This is a genomic window from Methylobacterium planeticum (assembly GCF_008806345.1).
In the GTDB taxonomy this organism is placed as follows: domain Bacteria; phylum Pseudomonadota; class Alphaproteobacteria; order Rhizobiales; family Beijerinckiaceae; genus Methylobacterium; species Methylobacterium planeticum.
Map to the genome: position 1 here is coordinate 1 of NZ_VZZJ01000020.1, position 16,565 is coordinate 16,565.

General features: G+C 71.6%; 16 protein-coding genes and 1 tRNA gene. 13 read left to right on the plus strand and 4 right to left on the minus strand.

Annotated features, from left to right (window positions below):
* Positions 1–52 precede the first annotated feature (52 nt).
* Positions 53–475 (minus strand): alternative ribosome rescue aminoacyl-tRNA hydrolase ArfB, encoded by a 423-nt coding sequence (gene arfB, locus F6X51_RS19725; RefSeq protein ID WP_407658653.1) that lies wholly within the window; start codon positions 473–475, stop codon positions 53–55.
* 35 nt (positions 476–510) lie between these two features.
* Positions 511–795, minus strand: coding sequence for a BolA family protein (locus F6X51_RS19730; protein WP_150965391.1), 285 nt, complete (start codon positions 793–795; stop codon positions 511–513).
* A gap of 115 nt (positions 796–910) precedes the next feature.
* Here F6X51_RS19730 and F6X51_RS19735 point away from each other — a divergent pair, with 115 nt between their 5' ends.
* The 3 genes from F6X51_RS19735 to cobT all read left to right on the plus strand — a co-directional run bounded on the left by F6X51_RS19735 (position 911) and on the right by cobT (position 4,816).
* Positions 911–1,534: a J domain-containing protein gene (locus tag F6X51_RS19735; RefSeq protein ID WP_150965392.1), complete on the plus strand. Its 624-nt coding sequence runs from the start codon at positions 911–913 to the stop codon at positions 1,532–1,534.
* Between the two features lie 251 nt (positions 1,535–1,785).
* Positions 1,786–2,769: a cobaltochelatase subunit CobS gene (cobS, locus tag F6X51_RS19740; protein ID WP_150965393.1), complete on the plus strand. Its 984-nt coding sequence runs from the start codon at positions 1,786–1,788 to the stop codon at positions 2,767–2,769.
* 136 nt (positions 2,770–2,905) lie between these two features.
* A complete protein-coding gene (cobT, locus tag F6X51_RS19745; protein WP_150965394.1) occupies positions 2,906–4,816 on the plus strand; it encodes a cobaltochelatase subunit CobT in 1,911 nt (636 codons plus the stop codon).
* Positions 4,817–4,924: 108 nt separating this feature from the next.
* Here cobT and rpmB read toward each other — a convergent pair whose 3' ends face one another.
* On the minus strand, positions 4,925–5,233 hold the full coding sequence (gene rpmB, locus F6X51_RS19750) for a 50S ribosomal protein L28 (RefSeq protein ID WP_150965395.1): 309 nt from the start codon (positions 5,231–5,233) through the stop codon (positions 4,925–4,927).
* A gap of 294 nt (positions 5,234–5,527) precedes the next feature.
* On the opposite strand from rpmB, the gene F6X51_RS19755 reads away from it, so the two are divergent.
* From F6X51_RS19755 to F6X51_RS19790, 8 genes are all read left to right on the plus strand, one after another.
* Complete coding sequence (locus tag F6X51_RS19755) at positions 5,528–6,421, plus strand: DUF3108 domain-containing protein (RefSeq protein ID WP_150965396.1); 894 nt, start codon at positions 5,528–5,530, stop codon at positions 6,419–6,421.
* 8 nt (positions 6,422–6,429) lie between these two features.
* Positions 6,430–6,792 carry a hypothetical protein gene (locus F6X51_RS19760; RefSeq protein ID WP_150965397.1) on the plus strand — a complete coding sequence of 121 codons (363 nt, stop codon included), beginning with the start codon at positions 6,430–6,432 and terminating at the stop codon, positions 6,790–6,792.
* 106 nt (positions 6,793–6,898) lie between these two features.
* Positions 6,899–10,342, plus strand: coding sequence for a helicase-related protein (locus F6X51_RS19765; protein ID WP_150965398.1), 3,444 nt, complete (start codon positions 6,899–6,901; stop codon positions 10,340–10,342).
* A 10-nt stretch (positions 10,343–10,352) separates the two neighbouring features.
* The gene (locus tag F6X51_RS19770; protein WP_150965399.1) at positions 10,353–10,658 is read left to right on the plus strand and encodes an RNA-binding S4 domain-containing protein; all 306 of its coding nucleotides are present in this window, start codon (positions 10,353–10,355) and stop codon (positions 10,656–10,658) included.
* A 253-nt stretch (positions 10,659–10,911) separates the two neighbouring features.
* A complete protein-coding gene (gene fdxA / locus F6X51_RS19775; protein ID WP_150965400.1) occupies positions 10,912–11,250 on the plus strand; it encodes a ferredoxin FdxA in 339 nt (112 codons plus the stop codon).
* 463 nt (positions 11,251–11,713) lie between these two features.
* Entirely contained in the window at positions 11,714–12,310 is a 597-nt protein-coding gene (locus F6X51_RS19780) for a CarD family transcriptional regulator (RefSeq protein WP_150965401.1), read from the plus strand.
* Positions 12,311–12,608: 298 nt separating this feature from the next.
* Positions 12,609–13,484, plus strand: a complete 876-nt coding sequence (locus F6X51_RS19785; RefSeq protein ID WP_150965402.1) for an RNA polymerase factor sigma-32 — start codon at positions 12,609–12,611, stop codon at positions 13,482–13,484.
* Between the two features lie 377 nt (positions 13,485–13,861).
* Positions 13,862–14,122: a hypothetical protein gene (locus F6X51_RS19790; RefSeq protein ID WP_150965403.1), complete on the plus strand. Its 261-nt coding sequence runs from the start codon at positions 13,862–13,864 to the stop codon at positions 14,120–14,122.
* Between the two features lie 18 nt (positions 14,123–14,140).
* Here F6X51_RS19790 and F6X51_RS19795 read toward each other — a convergent pair whose 3' ends face one another.
* The gene (locus F6X51_RS19795) at positions 14,141–15,445 is read right to left on the minus strand and encodes an MFS transporter (RefSeq protein WP_246696906.1); all 1,305 of its coding nucleotides are present in this window, start codon (positions 15,443–15,445) and stop codon (positions 14,141–14,143) included.
* Positions 15,446–15,604: 159 nt separating this feature from the next.
* Between F6X51_RS19795 and F6X51_RS19800 the strand changes: the two genes are divergently transcribed.
* On the plus strand, positions 15,605–16,357 hold the full coding sequence (locus F6X51_RS19800) for a 4'-phosphopantetheinyl transferase family protein (protein WP_246696907.1): 753 nt from the start codon (positions 15,605–15,607) through the stop codon (positions 16,355–16,357).
* Between the two features lie 95 nt (positions 16,358–16,452).
* Positions 16,453–16,529 (plus strand) — tRNA-Pro (locus F6X51_RS19805).
* Positions 16,530–16,565: the final 36 nt, after the last annotated feature.

A 16,565-nucleotide genomic window follows, 5' to 3' on the forward strand; every position in this document is an offset into this window, starting at 1 on the left:
TCCAGGCGGCGGACCGGCTCAATCGGTCAGGCCGTCCAGGCGGCGGACCGGCTCAATCGGTCAGGCCGCCGCCGCGCAGGCGCTTCGTGGCGCCGCGCTTCGCCTTCGAGTCGAGCCGGCGCTTCTTCGAGGCGAGGGTCGGCCGGGTGGCGCGGCGCGGCGTCGGGGGCACCGCGGCCTCGGCTACCAGCTCGGCGAGGCGCTCGCGGGCATCCGCCCGGTTGCGCTCCTGGGTGCGGAAGCGCTGCGCCGTGATGACGAGGATCCCCTCGGAGGTGAGCCGGCGCCCGGCGAGCCGCATCAGCCGCACCGCCACCGCGTCCGGCAGGGATCCCGAGCGGCGCACGTCGAAGCGCAGCTGCACCGCGGTCGAGAGCTTGTTGACGTTCTGGCCGCCGGGCCCCGACGCGCGGATGAAGGTTTCCTCCAGTTCCGCCTCGTCGATGGCGATGTGGGGGGTGCATTGCAGGGCCACGATCGCCATCTCCCGGAGGGGCTGCCAGGGAGCCGTCAGGCCGCCTCGGACGGGGTGCGGGCCCGCACCGCGAGCGCGTGAAGCCCGCGCTTGAAGGCGTCGTCCAGCACCGTGTTGACGAGCCTGTGGCGCTCGACGCGGCTCTTGCCCTCGAAGGCCGGCGAGACCACGTCGAGGCGGAAATGCGTCTCGCCCGATTCGCGCCAGCCCATATGGCCGGCATGGAGGTGGGATTCGTCGATCACGTCGAGATGCGTCGGCGTGAGCTCCGCGCCGAGGGTCTCGGCGATCCAGGTCTTCAGGGGTCCAGCCTCGGTCATCCGCGTTCCTCCGGGAGGCCGGGATGCGCCGATCGCGTCAAGCCCCGTTCTCCGCATGCGTCATCAGGCCCAACGGCCTTGTGTCTCCGGTCCACCCCCTCATAATCGCCCCATCATGGATCTCAACTCGCGCCTGTTCGACAGCATCCGCATCAAGCCGTCCTGCGACGAGCCGAAGAAGGCCGAGTCCGGCACCTGCGAGACGCCCGGCTGCCAGAACCCGGGCCTCTACCGCGCGCCGAAGGGGCGCAAGGCGGAGGGGCAGTACTGGCGCTTCTGCATGGACCACGTGCGGGCCTACAACGCGACCTACAATTACTTCGACGGCATGAACGACGCCGCCGTGCAGGCCTTCCAGAAGGATGCCATCATCGGGCACCGGCCGACCTGGGCCATGGGCGTGAACCGCCCGGCCGGGGCGGACAAGGCCAAGCCCGAGGCGACGCGGGACTGGGCCTATGTCGATCCGCTGGGCATCCTGCGGGCGGAGGGCGTCGGCGCGACCCGGGCCCGGACGAAGCCCGAGCCGCAGCGGCCGCGCCACTCGGCGGCGGTGCGCCGGGCGCTGGACGTGCTCGGCCTCGACGAGACGGCGGACACCGCCGCCATCAAGGCCCAGTACAAGACCTTGGTGAAGCGCTTCCACCCGGATGCCAATGGCGGCGACCGATCGTTCGAGGAGCGCCTGCGCGACATCATCCGGGCGCACGACGCGCTGCGGGCGGCGGGCCTGTGCTGACGGCTCCGCGCCGGACGCCGCCGGGGGCCGATGCGGCACGATCGATGCACGTTTGTCGCTTTCCGTGGGGCCGGGAGGCGGAAATCGCCGCGAAACATCCTATATCCCGGTCTCGCCCCCCAGTGGCGCCGGCCGGCGCCGACGATTAAGGAAGGCCGATGACCGCGGCCGCACGACCCGCGGGCAAGAGCCTTGAGACACCTGCGAGGCGCCGCGCTCCCGCGGCGGTGCCCGCCCCGACGAGGTCCCGTATGCTTTCTGACGACACGCCCGCCTCGCTGCCCGACCGGACCGTTTCCGTGCGCGAGGTCTTCGGCATCGATCTCGATCTCAGGGTTCCGGCCTTCTCCGAGACCGACGAGCACGTGCCGGACCTCGACAGGGACTACATCTTCGATCGCGAGACCACCCTTGCGATCCTGGCCGGCTTCGCGCGCAACCGCCGCGTGATGATCACCGGCTACCACGGCACCGGGAAATCGACCCATATCGAGCAGGTCGCCGCGCGCCTGAACTGGCCCTGCGTGCGGATCAACCTCGACAGCCACGTCTCGCGCATCGATCTCGTCGGCAAGGACGCGATCGTGCTGCAGGACGGCAAGCAGGTCACCGCCTTCCAGGACGGCATCCTGCCCTGGGCGCTGCAGAACAACGTCGCCCTCGTCTTCGACGAGTACGATGCGGGCCGCCCCGACGTGATGTTCGTGATCCAGCGCGTTCTGGAGCTCTCGGGCCGGCTGACGCTCCTCGACCAGAAGCGGGTGATCCGCCCGCACCCGGCCTTCCGCCTGTTCGCCACCGCCAACACGGTCGGCCTCGGCGACACGTCGGGCCTCTATCACGGCACCCAGCAGATCAACCAGGGCCAGATGGACCGCTGGTCGATCGTCACGACCCTGAACTACCTGCCGCACGACCGCGAGGTCGACATCGTCCTGTCGAAGGCGATCCACTACAAGGGCGATGCCGGCCGCGACGTCGTCAACCGGATGGTGCGGGTCGCCGACCTGACCCGCAACGCCTTCATGAACGGCGACCTCTCCACCGTCATGAGCCCGCGCACGGTGATCACCTGGGCCGAGAACGCCGACATCTTCCACGATATCGGCTTCGCCTTCCGGGTGACCTTCCTCAACAAGTGCGACGAGCTGGAGCGCGCCCTGGTGGCGGAGTTCTACCAGCGCGCCTTCGGCAAGGAGCTGCCGGAGAGCGCGGTCAACGTCGCGCTGACCTGAGCCGGGCGGAGGCGCCTCAGACCTCGACGTCCGGCCTCCCCCGCGGGCGTTCCGGTGTCGCGGGGCCGGGTCGCGGGGCCGCCGCCGTGCCGGCCCGCGCAGCGCCTGAGACTGGGATCGGGAAATACGGGAAACCATGTCCATCTCGAACCGCAAGCCCGGTGACCGCCGCGAGCCCGTCGCCGAACCCCTCAAGCGCTCGGTCGCCGGGTGCCTGCGCGCCATCGCGCGGCGCCAGGAGGTGGAGGTCACCTACGCGAGCGACCGGCCGGCCCTGACCGGCGACAAGGCGCGCCTGCCCGAGCCGCCCCGCAAGCTCTCGGCGGCGGACGTCGCGGTCCTGCGCGGCAACGCCGACTCGATGGCGCTGCGCCTCGGCTGCCACGACGCCGCGGTGCATCGCCGCCTCGCCCCCGAGAACGCCGCCGGCCGGGCCGTCTACGACGCGGTCGAGCAGGCCCGCGTCGAGGCGATCGGCTCGCGCCGGATGGCCGGGGTGGCGAGCAACATCGCGGCGATGCTCGAGGACCGCTATCACCGCGGCGGCAAGTACGAGACCATCACCGACCGCGCCGACGCGCCGATGGAGGATGCGGTCGCCCTGATGGTGCGCGAGCGCCTCACCGGGCAGGCGCCGCCGCCCGCGGCCCGCAAGATCGTCGCGCTCTGGCGCGACGACATCGAGGCCAAGGCCGGCAAGAACCTCGACGGGCTCCTCGGCGCGCTCGAGAACCAGCGCGCCTTCGCGCGCTCCGTGCGCGACCTGCTCTCCTCCCTCGACATGGCCGACGACACGCCCTTCGACCCGGAGGACGACGACAGCGAGGACGAGAACGAGGCGCAGGACGACGAGCAGTCCCCGAGCGAGGGCGAGGCCGAGGAGCAGTCGCAGGGCGACCGCGCCGAGATCGACGCGTCCGAGGAGGCCTCCGACGACATCGAGGAGGGGGCGACCGAGGCCGCCGACGCGCCCTCCGGCGAGCTTCCGGAGGATTCCGAGGACGCCGAATCCGAGGAGGCCTCCGAAGCCTCGCGCCCGCCGAGCCCGCGCCCCAACGAGGTGCGCGGCCCCGAATACCGGGTCTTCAACCCCCGCTTCGACGAGGTGATCCACGCCGAGGAGCTGTGCGAGGCGGACGAGCTCGCGCGCCTGCGGACCTATCTCGACAAGCAGCTCGCCCATCTGCAGGGCGTGGTCGGGCGCCTCGCCAACCGGCTGCAACGGCGCCTCCTGGCGCAGCAGAACCGCGCCTGGGACTTCGACCTCGAGGAGGGCCAGCTCGACCCGGCCCGCCTCGTGCGCGTCGTGATCGACCCGTTCCAGCCGCTCTCCTTCAAGCAGGAGAAGGACACGAACTTCCGCGACACCGTCGTGACCCTGCTCCTCGACAATTCGGGCTCCATGCGCGGGCGCCCGATCACCGTGGCGGCGACCTGCGCCGACATCCTCGCCCGCACGCTGGAGCGCTGCGGCGTCAAGGTCGAGATCCTGGGCTTCACCACGCGAGCCTGGAAGGGCGGGCAGTCGCGCGAGGCCTGGCTCAATGCCGGAAAGCCCCCCTCCCCGGGCCGGCTCAACGACCTGCGCCACATCGTCTACAAGAGCGCCGACGCGCCCTGGCGCCGGGCCCGCAAGAATCTCGGCCTGATGATGCGCGAGGGGCTGCTCAAGGAGAACATCGACGGCGAGGCCCTGGACTGGGCCCACAAGCGCCTCCTCGGCCGGCCCGAGCAGCGCAAGATCCTGATGGTGATCTCGGACGGCGCGCCGGTCGACGATTCGACCCTCTCGGTCAATGCCGGCAACTACCTCGAGCGCCACCTGCGCTGGATGATCGAGGACATCGAGACCCGCTCGCCCGTGGAACTCCTCGCCATCGGCATCGGCCACGACGTCACGCGCTACTACAGGCGCGCCGTGACGATCATCGATGCGGAGGAACTCGGCGGCGCCATGACGGAGAAGCTGGCCGAGCTGTTCGAGGAGGATGGCGGCCCCGGGCTGTCCCGCGCCGCGCCCCTGCGGGCGGCCGGCGGGCGGCGCTGAGCGCCCGCCGCTCCGACGGGGCGCCCACGAAAACACCGCCGCGCCGGCGAGCCGGGCGGCGGTGTTTTCGTGATGCTCAGGTCCCCGCGCCGGGCGGGGATGCCGGCCTCAGGCGGCGGCGGCCGGGGTCTCGACCTCGGAGAGCTTCTTGTGGATCTCGCGCTTCAGGAGGCGAGCCGTCTGGGACAGCTCGATCTCGCGGGCCTTGACCAGGAAGGCGTCGAGGCCGCCGCGATGCTCGACCGAGCGGAGGGCGTGCGCGGTGACGCGCAGGCGGACGCGGCGGTTCAGCGTCTCGGATTGCAGCGTGACGTTGCAGAGGTTGGGCAGGAACCGGCACTTGGTCTTGCGGTTCGAGTGGCTCACGAGGTGTCCGACCTGCACGGCCTTACCCGTGAGTTCGCAGCGGCGCGACATAGCAAAAATCCCGTATCGTTCCGTGGGCGGTCAAAACTCGGACCCTCACGGCCAACGCAGCAAGCGCCGCGGGCCTTGCCCAAGCGTGATTCCAGGTCCAGCGGAGTCCTGTTGAAGGCGCGAGCCTATAGGGGACGAGGCCCGGTTCCGTCAAGGCGCAACCGAGGCCGGACTGTCCCCTTCGCGGGCTGGCGGGCCCCGAACACTCTGTTAACCATGGGTGCCGATAACTTCCAGCAGTGCCGCGGGTCTCGCCCGAGCCCCGCGCGAGCGTTGAGGATGCGAACCCGGACCATGTGCGCCACACGAATCCGCACAGACCGTTGCCTGCGCGCCGGCCTCGTCGCCGCGGCGCTCGTCGGGTCGGTCACCGCCGAGGCCCGGCCGCGCCTGGCCCGGGTCGTCCCCGCCGCCGTCAGCGTCGATTACGGGGTCAACCTCGCGGGCATCCCGATCGGCACCGCCCATCTCGCCGGCGCCTTCGAGGGCGCGCGCTACCGCATGGACGTCTCGGCGCAGCTCACCGGCCTCGTCGGGGCGATCACGGGCGGCATGGGCTCGGCCCGCTCCAGCGGCACGATCGCGGCCGGCCCGCAGCCCAGCACCTTCTCGATCGCCACCCGCACCGCCAATTCCGGCATCGCCGTGCGGATGGCGCTGGCGCGCGGCAACGTCGTGCAATCCGAGGTGACGCCGCCCCTCATCGACATGGGCGACCGGGTGCCGGTCACGGCCGCCAACAAGCGCGGCGTGATGGATCCCGCGAGTGCGCTGCTGATGCCTGCCCAGGCGCGCGGCGACCTGACCGACCCCGAGAACTGCAACCGGACCCTGCCGGTCTTCGACGGGGCGACCCGCTTCAACGTGGTGCTCAGCTACGCCGAGACCCGCGCGGTGGAGAAGCCGGGCTATTCCGGCCCCGTCCTCGTCTGCAACGCCCGCTACCAGGCGGTCGCCGGCCACCGCCCGGACCGGCCGGGCGTGCGCTTCATGGAGGAGAACCGCGACATGTCGGTCTGGCTCGCGCCGGTCGACGGCACGCGGGTCCTGCTGCCGATGCGCATCGCGGTGCGCACGACCCTCGGGACCAACATCATCGAGGCGACCCGGTGGGTCCGCTCCGGCGCGTCCGCCGAGGCGACCCCGACCGGCGCCGCCGGCGCGGTCGCGAGCCTCGGCCAGAACTGAGGCACGGGATGCGCCGCGACGCCCGCCTCGCCCTGCCGGTCCTCGCCGGCCTCGCCGCGGCGACGGGCGCGGTGGGGGCGCCCCTGGAGGCGGGCAGCACCTGCGGCGGCAACGCCTACTCGTCGGCCCAGGTGATCGAGGGCCGCAAGCCCCGGCACGGGCCGATCACCAGCGTCCCCGACACCCTCTGCGCCGATCTCGAGGGTCCGCGCTCGCCGGTGAAGATCGAGATCTACGGGGTGCCGGGACAGGCCGGCGGCACGCAGGGCAGCGACGGGCTCGGTACGAGCGGCAGTGGCGGGGATGAGCGTTCCGCCCCATATGAGGGGCTGCCCCGGCGTGGGGCGCGGACGCACGGCCCCCGGAACTAGGGAGCCGAGGCCGGCGCGTTCCCTCTCGGGCCCCGCACGCCGACACCCGCCTCCGACGCGCACGGCGCACCACCGGCCGCCCCGCCGAAGGGATCGCCCCGACCTGATGACCCGCCGTTCCCTCCAACCGCAGGCCCGCGCGCGCGGCGTCATGGCGGTGCTCGGGCCGACCAATACCGGCAAGACCCATCTCGCGATCGAGCGGATGCTCGCCCACCCGACCGGGATGATCGGACTGCCGCTGCGCCTGCTCGCGCGAGAGGTCTACCTGCGCGTCGTCGCCCGCGTCGGCGCCGACAAGGTCGCGCTGATCACCGGTGAGGAGAAGATCAAGCCGGATCGCCCGCGCTACTGGATCGCCACCATCGAGGCGATGCCGCGCGACCTCGACGTCGCCTTCGTGGCCATCGACGAGATCCAGCTCGGCGCCGACATGGACCGGGGCCACGTCTTCACCGACCGCCTGCTCTACCAGCGCGGCCGCGAGGAGACCCTGCTGATCGGCTCCGCGACGGTCCTGCCGCTGGTCCAGTCCCTGATTCCCGGCGTCCAGACCACGACGCGTCCGCGCCTGTCGCAACTCACCTTCGCGGGCGAGAAGAAGCTCTCGCGCCTGCCCCGGCGCACCGCCATCGTGGCCTTCTCGGCCGAGGAGGTCTACGCCATCGCGGAGCTGATCCGGCGCCAGCGCGGGGGCGCGGCGGTGGTGCTCGGGGCGCTCTCGCCCCGGACCCGCAACGCGCAGGTCGAGCTCTACCAGTCGGGGGACGTGGACTACCTCGTGGCCACCGACGCCGTGGGGATGGGCCTCAACCTCGACGTCGACCACGTGGCCTTCGCGGCCAACTGGAAGTACGACGGGACCCGCTTCCGGAAATTGACGCCCCCCGAGATGGGCCAGATCGCGGGCCGCGCCGGGCGCCACCTCTCGGACGGGACCTTCGGGTCCACCGGGCGCTGCCCGCCCTTCGAGCCCGAGATGGTCGAGGCGCTGGAGACCCACAGCTTCGACCCCTTGCGCGTCCTGCAATGGCGCAACCCCGACCTCGACTTTGCGAGCCTGGCGCGGCTGCAGCAGAGCCTCGACGAACATCCGCGGGAGAGCGGCCTCACGCGCGCGCCGATGGGCGAGGACCAGCAGGCCCTCGAGATCCTGATGCGCGAGGACGACATCCGGGACATGGCGTCGAACCCGAAATCCGTGCAGCGGCTGTGGGACGTCTGCGGCGTGCCGGATTACCGCAAGGTCCACCCCCAGACCCACGCGGATCTGGTGGCGCAGCTCTACCGGTTCCTGATGCGGGGCATGGCGGGACGGATCCCGAACGACTGGTTCGCCCAGCACGTGGCGATGATCGACCGGACCGACGGCGACATCGACGCGCTCTCCCAGCGCATCGCGCAGGGACGGACCTGGACATTCGTGGCGAACCGGCCTGACTGGCTTCTCGACCCGGAACATTGGCAGGGCGAGACACGTCGGGTAGAGGACAGGCTGTCCGACGCCCTGCACGAACGCCTCGCGAGCCGTTTCGTCGACAGGCGCACCAGCGTCCTGATGCGGCGCCTGAGAGAGAATACGATGTTGGAAGCCCAAATTACCGCCGGCGGGGACGTGACCGTCGAGGGGCAGCATGTCGGCCACCTCCACGGCTTCCAGTTCGTGCCCGACCCGGGCGCGGAGGGGCACGAGGCCAAGACGCTGCGCAGCGCCGCCGAGAAGGCCCTCGCCGGCGAGATCGAGACGCGGGCCGACCGGTTCTCGGCCGCGGCCGACGCCTCCCTCGTGCTCAGCCACGAGGGCATCATCCGCTGGACGGGTGATCCGGTGGCCAAGCTCGTGGCCGGCGACAAGCTGTTCGAGCCCCGCCTGCGGCTGATCGCCGACGAGGGGCTGGCCGGCCCCGCCCGCGAGAAGGTCGAGGGGCGCCTCAACGCCTGGCTCAAGGCCCACGTGGTGCGCCTCCTCGGGCCGCTGACGGAGATCGAGACCGCCGCCGACCTCACCGGCCTCGCCAAGGGCATCGGCTACCAGGTCGTCGAGGCCCTCGGCGTCCTCGAGCGCTCGAAGGTGACGCACGAGATGCGCAGCCTCGACCAGGAGGGCCGCGGGGCCCTGCGCCGCCACGGGGTGCGCTTCGGCGCCTATCACATCTTCCTGCCCGCGCTCCTCAAACCCGCGCCCCGCACCCTTGCGGCGCAGCTCTGGGCCCTGCGCAACGGCGGCCTCGACCAGCGCGGCCTCGACGAGATCGCGCATCTGGCCGGCTCCGGCCGCACCTCGATCAAGGTCGACCCGGAGATCGCCAAGGGCCTCTACCGGGCAGCGGGCTTCCGCGTCTGCGGCGAGCGCGCCGTGCGCGTCGACATCCTCGAGCGTCTGGCCGACCTGATCCGCCCTGCCATTGCCTACCGTCCCGGCACCACGCCGGGCGAGCCGCCGGCCGGCAGCGCGGATGCGGACGGCTTCGTGGCCACCGTGGGGATGACGTCCCTCGTCGGCTGCTCAGGGGAGGATTTCGCCTCGATCCTGAAATCCCTCGGCTACGTCTCCGAGTCCCGTCCGGGCCCCGCCGTCACGGTTCCGCTCCTGCCCGCCGCCTCGACCGAGCCGGTGCGTCCCCCGGTGCCGGCCGCCGCCGATGCGGCAGAAGCGGACGGCTCGGCCTCCGAGGCCCCCACCCCGGAGGTTTCCGCCGCGGCGGCCGAGGGCGAGGCGGTGTCTGGCGAGGCTGAGACCGCGACGGCCGCGGAGGCACCGCACGACGTGGCCGCCCCCACCGTGATCTCGGCGCCGGAGGGCATCGAGACGCACGACCGCGCCGCGGAGCCGGAAGTAGCCGAGGCCGCCACCGTCGAGGCGGCCGAAGCGGAGGCACCCGCCTCAGAAGTCCCTGCCGCCGAAGTCCCTGCCGTCGAGGCGCAGTCCCCGATCGGACCGGAGACCTTCGACGCCGCGGCCGAGGCCGCCCCGGAGGCATCCGACGAGACCGGCGCAGCCGATGCGCCCGCAACCGATGCGCGCGCGGCCGCTGGGACCGAAGCCGCCGAGGCCGGCACCGCCGAGACCGAGACGGGCGCGCCGTCCGAGGTCGAGACCATCGAGGTCTGGCATCTCCACCGGCACCAGCGCCAGCCGCATGCGCGCCAGAACCGTCCCCGCGGCGGCCAGGGCCGCGGCCGCGAGTCCGGCCAGGGCGGTGCCCCGCGTGCCGAGGGCGAGCAGCCCCGCCGCGACGGAAACCGCGACCGCCCCGAGCGTCAGCGGGCGCAGGGCGAGGGCCGCCGCGACGGCCCGCCGGAGCGCCGCGAGGGCAACCGGCCCGGGAATGAGGGCAACCGCCGCGGAGGCGAGGGCAGCAGCCCGCGCCGCGAGCGCTTCGAGGGCCCCCGGACCCGCCCCGACCGCCGCGACGAGGGGCGCCATGCCGGCCCCCGCGAGGACCAGCGCCCGCCCCGCCGCGAGCGGGCGCCCGATCCGGATTCGCCCTTCGCCAAGCTCGCCGCATTGAAGGCGCAGCTCGAATCCGGCGAGGGCGGCAAGCGCTGACCGCCGGGCGATGAAGGCGGAGCGGCAGCGGCTCGACAAGTGGCTGTGGTTCGCGCGCTTCGCGAAGACGCGCTCGCTTGCCGCCCGCCTCGTCGCGGACGGCCATGTCCGGGTGAACGGCAAGCGCGCCGAGGCTCCGGCCAAGGGCCTCGTGGTCGGCGACGTGCTCACCGTGGCGGCGGCCCACGGAACCGCGCTGGTGCGCATCGCCGATCTCGGGGTGCGGCGCGGTCCGGCCCCCGAGGCACGCCTGCTCTACGTCGATCTCTCGTCCGCCGACCCGGACGATCCCGGGGCCGGGGCGGAGGAGGTGTGAGCGGCGCCCGATATGGCAAGGTGGCGACACCTGTCGGCGGAACGGGCCTCGCAGGGCGTCTCGGCGGTGAGCGCGCTTGTCAGCCTCCCTGGCAGAGGCTAGAGCCGTTCGAATTCCGGGGCCGCCCGACCGGCCCCACGCGTGCGCTTCCCGCTGAGAGGACCGCACATCGGGAGCGAAGGCTGCGGCCGGGGCCCGTCCGGGGCCTTCAACCCGCCTCGCCGATGCGCGGATCGAGGACGAAAAACGGCCCATGACTTACGTCGTCACCGACAATTGCATCAAGTGCAAGTACATGGACTGCGTCGAGGTTTGCCCCGTGGATTGCTTCTACGAGGGCGAGAACATGCTCGTCATCCATCCCGACGAGTGCATCGATTGCGGTGTCTGCGAGCCCGAATGCCCGGCCGAGGCGATCAAGCCCGACACCGAGCCGAGCCTGGAGACCTGGCTGAAGCTCAATGCCGACTACGCCAAGAGCTGGCCGAACATCACGCAGAAGAAGGACGCCCCCGCCGACGCCAAGGACTGGGACGGCGTTTCCGGCAAGCTCGAGGCGCATTTCTCGGCCAATCCAGGCACTGGCGACTGAAGGTCGCGTCCCGCCCGCTGGGCCTCGCCCGCATGGGCGAAACCGGCGCGACGAGGCTGGCCCCGGGCCGGGAGCGGACCGCGCCGCTATCGCGTGCAAAACTGCTCCCCTCGTCCGTGTATGGGCAGGGTTGAGTCGGCAATCCTTTGATTCGGCGGCCGGATTGTGCTACACAATCGGCCTGCCGTCGCTCGTGCCTGACGTGCTCTCTCCGCCCGCTGATGCGGTTCCAGGCTTTCATGGAAACGGGGTTGCATGCGATCGACCGCTGGAGGCGTTCTGCTTTCGGTGGCCGTTCCGTCATGGTGCGTGTGGGGCTGCGCCTTGGGAACCGAAGGGCCGTCAGCACCTGGTGTTGAGGTCGATAGCTCGCGGTCGGTGGCAAAGGCCGGGGGTCCCATCCCCGGTTGAACGGTACTGCGCGACGTGAGCCGTCGCGCGATGTTCTGGAGGCCCTTCTCGCATGACCACAGCCAAGAAGACGACGGCAGGCCGCCAAGGCTTCAAGACCGGCGAAGCGGTCGTGTATCCGGCGCACGGCGTCGGTCGCATCGTCGCGATCGAGGAGCAGGAGATCGCCGGCTACAAGCTCGAGCTGTTCGTCGTCTCGTTCGAGAAGGACAAGATGGTCCTGCGCGTTCCCACCGCGAAGGCCAACAGCGTCGGCATGCGCAAGCTCGCCGAGCCCGATCTCGTCAAGAAGGCCCTCGACGTGCTGACCGGCCGCGCCCGGATCAAGCGCACCATGTGGTCGCGCCGTGCCCAGGAATACGAAGCCAAGATCAACTCCGGCGACCTGCTCTCGGTGACGGAAGTCGTGCGCGACCTCTATCGCTCCGAGGCTCAGCCCGAGCAGTCCTACAGCGAGCGTCAGCTCTACGAGGCTGCTCTGGACCGGGTCGTGCGCGAGATCTCCTCGGTGAACCGGATCACCGAGACGGAGGCGCTCAAGCTCATCGAGCAGAGCCTCGCCAAGTCCCCGCGCCGCGCCAAGAACGAGGCGGAGGCCGAGGGCGAGTCCGAGGCCGAGGGCGACGACATCCAGGAGGAGGCTGCCTGAGGCAGCCGACGCTCCCGACCGATTCTCCGAAAGGCCCGGCGCCCGCGCGCCGGGCCTTTTTCGTGGGCGGCGTCGCAAGCCCGTCATGGGGCCGCCGCATGCTGGTCTCCGGACCGCAACGCCCGGCCGGCCAGCGAGCTTCGTGCAGAGATGCCGGTTTCGTCATCACGCCGCACGGAACTTTCGCGCCCGCCCTTCCGTTGTCGGTTGCCTGGCATAGGTCCCTGCCGGTGCCATCGGCACCGTTTTGTGCGGTCTTTGCTGCAACAGCACTCGAACGAAAGAGGCGGAGGCGGGGATGGCGGATATTGCAGGGATACGTCGGCAGTTCATTCGCACGGCCATGGAAGCGCCCTTCCTCGCACGCGACGAGGAACGCGGCCTCGCGGTCCGCTGGAAGGATGAGCGCGACGAGCGCGCCCTGCACCGCCTGATCTCCGCCCATATGCGCCTGGTGATCGCGCTCGCCGGCCGCTTCCGCCACTACGGGCTGCCGATGGCGGATCTCGTGCAGGAAGGCCATGTCGGCCTCATGGAGGCCGCCGCCCGGTTCGAACCGGAGCGGGAGGTGCGCTTCTCCACCTACGCGACGTGGTGGATCCGTGCCTCGATCCAGGATTACATCCTGCGCAACTGGTCGATCGTACGAGGCGGCACGAGTTCGGCCCAGAAGGCCCTGTTCTTCAACCTGCGGCGGTTGCGCGCGCGCCTGATGCAATCGACCGAGGAGCGCGTCGGCGACGAGATCCATCGCCGCATCGCCACTGCGATCGGCGTGTCGCGGGAAGACGTCGCGCTGATGGATGCACGCCTCTCCGGGCCCGACATGTCGCTGAACGCGCCGGTCGGCGAGGAAAGCGAGGCCTCCTCCGAGCGGATGGACTTCCTCGTCGACGGCGCTGCCCTGCCGGACGAGACGGTTTCCGCCACGGTCGACGGCGAGCGCCGCCTCATCTGGCTGCAGCAGGCCCTGACGGTGCTGTCCGAGCGGGAACTGCGGATCCTGCGGGAGCGACGCCTCGCCGAAGACCAGGCGACCCTCGAAGCGCTGGGCCACCGCCTCGGCATCTCGAAGGAGCGGGTGCGGCAAATCGAGAACCGTGCCCTGGAGAAGCTGCGCCGTGCCCTGGCCGAGAAGTTTCCGCAGACCGCCGGCAGCGTTTATGCCGGATAGTATCCGGAGCCATGTGAACGCATCCGGTTAAGACGGACATCGTCGCTGTGACGCGGCGAAGCCTGGGGCTCTCGACGAGAGGCCCGGGCCTTTTCGTGCGATTGCGCTTCAGGCCTGAGACGCATTGAAAGACGATCGACGCGCCGGAATCCGGGACGATCGCCATCGAACGAAGATTGAAAACGATCCGCAACACCGCTGTCCCGAAGGGGAGAATTCGCGCGCGGGGATCGCGCCGGCCGCCGGGGATGGACTGGTTCTTCCGGGCTACGCGTCGGAATGATATCTGCCGGTTCCGTTGCCAAGGGTTGCATTTTCGGGATCGTCACCGGAAAATCCGCCGATGATCGCGGCAATCCTTACCGTCTGAACCGAATATGCTGGCGAGCGCTCTTCATCCAGCGGTCTGTCCGGTCCTGCTGGCTCCGATCCTGGCGATCGTCGCGATGCGGCTCACCCTGTCTCACGACCTCTCCTGGTACGCGGGCGTCGGCCTGTTCTACGCTGGACTGGGGCTGGCGCAGCTCGGCTTCCTGGCGATGGGCCTGTCGCGCGGTGCGGCGACGGGCAGTGCGTTCCGGGATCCCGCCGGCTACGGGCGGGCGCGCGGTGCCCCCGCCGGGCGCGAGCAGGCCTGACCCGAGGGCATCGCCGGCTCAGGACGCCGGAGACCCGCGGGACACCGGCCCGCGCGGCAGGATCAGGGCGGGACGCCGCACCAGGACGGCACTCCCCAGGAACACCAGGGCGACGAGGCCCGCCGCGAATGCGAGCGGCAGCACGGGCGCGAGGGGCCCGGAGGCGGCCCCACCCGCCACCGAACCGAGATTCATCGCGGCCATGAACACCTCGAACTGGGTGGCGGCCCCGGCCCGTCCGCGGCTTGCCCGCATGAGGGCCGGCACCAGCGCGACGATGACGAGGCCCGGCAGCACGGTGGTGAGGCCGAGAACGAGGGGACCGGCCGGCCCCACGAGGCCGCCGGCGATCAGCCCGGCCGCCACCGCGAAGCAGGCCGAGCCGACCGCCAGCAGGCTCCACAGGGACGCGAGCGGGCCGGCCCTGTCCGACCAGAAGCCGACCACGAGGGCCCCGACCGTTCCGCTCGCGAGCGCCAGCGCCGCCTGAAGGCGCGAGAGCCCGGCCGGGTCCCACCCCTGCGCCTGAACGAGGTCGACGCCGAAGCGAAGCTCGAACAGCCCGAGCGACGCGTCGATGCCGAAGCAGAGCGCGAGAAGACGCAGGGCGCTCGGCCGGCGCAGGCCGAGGCCCAGGCGCTTCAGGAAGCGGCGGAAGGGCCAGACCCGGCTGTGCGCGGAGGTGCGGCGGCGGAGGGAGACCAGCGCATCCCCGGGCGCTTCCCGGATCAGAAGCACCGGCAGCGTTGCCAGGAGACTGACACCGATGAGCCCGCGCACGCTGGCACCGAAACCCCAGACGGACAGGGTCCAGGCGAACAGGGCGGCGCTGAGGCTGGTCCCGGCGATGAAGCCCGCCCGGGTGCAGGCGCTCATCCGGCCGAGCTCGCCCTCGGGCACATGGTCCATGATCAGGCGGTCGCAGGCGGTGTCCAGCAGGGAGGCGAACAGGCTGTGCAGGAGGAACACGATCCCGATCGGCCCGAGTGCCTCCGCCCCCGGCACCAGGAGAAGCCCCGTGAGCGCGATCTGGCTGCCCAGGAACGCGAGCGCGACCCAGACCCGGCGCCGGCCCATGCGGGCACCGCCGGCACGGTCGACGAGAGGCCCCCACAGGATCGGCTGCAGGGTCCAGGGCAAGCCCGCGAGGGCGAAGTGCAGCCCGACCTCGGAGGCCGGCACGCCCTGCCCGGCGAGGTGGTTGGCGAGTGCCGTGAGCGAGAACCCGGCCACCAGCCCCTGATAGAAATAGGTGGCGAAGAAGACGCCGTAGCGGGCTCGCCGGTCCTTCAGGGTCGGCAGGGCGAAGCGCGGTCGCGGCACCGGCGCGGCGGTCACGCCGCGCGGCCAGGGTGGCGCTTGCACGGCGCGGCGGCGCGAGGGATCCTCGCCGCCCCATCCTCCCCGAGACCGTCCATTGCCCGCTTCCCCCCCGCGTCACCGGCACCTTAGCGGAGCCGCCGCGCCGCCGCGAGGCGCCCGGTGACGGCCTTTCCCCAGGCCGACGCCTGGAGCGTGGCGGAGCCCGGACGGGCGGGCGGCACGACGATCTGGTCGATCGATCTCGCGCCGGCCGACGACGCGCAGGCAGCCTGCGCGGCAGTGCTCTCGCCCGAGGAGCGCGCGCGGGCCGCGCGGTTCCTGAGGTCCGGGGACCGCGCCCGGTTCATCGCGAGCCATGCGGCGCTGCGGCTAGTCCTCGCCTATGCCCTCGGCAGCGAGCCGCGGGCCCTCGCCTTCGCGGCCGGCCCCGCCGGCAAGCCGGAACTCGTCGGCGCCGGTCTCGCGTTCAACCTCTCGCATTCGGGCGACCGTGCCCTCGTCGGCCTCTCGACGCAGGCCCGGATCGGCTGCGACCTCGAGGCCCTGCGGCCGGTGCCGGATGCGATCCGCATCGCCCGCAGCACCTTCGCGGCGGACGAGGCGGCCGGCCTCGCCGCCCTGCCGCCGGCCGCGCGCGACCGCGCCTTCATGGCCGTCTGGACTCGCAAGGAAGCCATCGTGAAGGCGATCGGCGCCGGCCTGTCGATGCCGCTCGACCGGTTCAGCGTCTCGCTGCCCCCCGGGCCCGCAACCTTGCTGCGGATCTCCGGCGGCCGGGAGGAACCGGCCGATTGGACGCTCGCCCATCTCGAACCCGGCCCGGGCTACATCGGTGCGGCCGCCATCGCGCAGGCCCACGCACCGCTGCGCCTCCACGCCCTGCCCCCCGGTTGGCCCCGCCTTATCGGCTGAGCGCGGCGCAGTTCCATCCCCCATTCGAAAGGTAGCGCTTGCGACCCAGCAGGGCGCTCGCTATAAGCCCGCTCGTCGGCTGCGAAGCCGGCCATCGGAGTGTAGCGCAGTCTGGTAGCGCACCACGTTCGGGACGTGGGGGTCGCAGGTTCAAATCCTGCCACTCCGACCACTATCCCCTAGGGGAACGGTCTTCCCGATATCCACA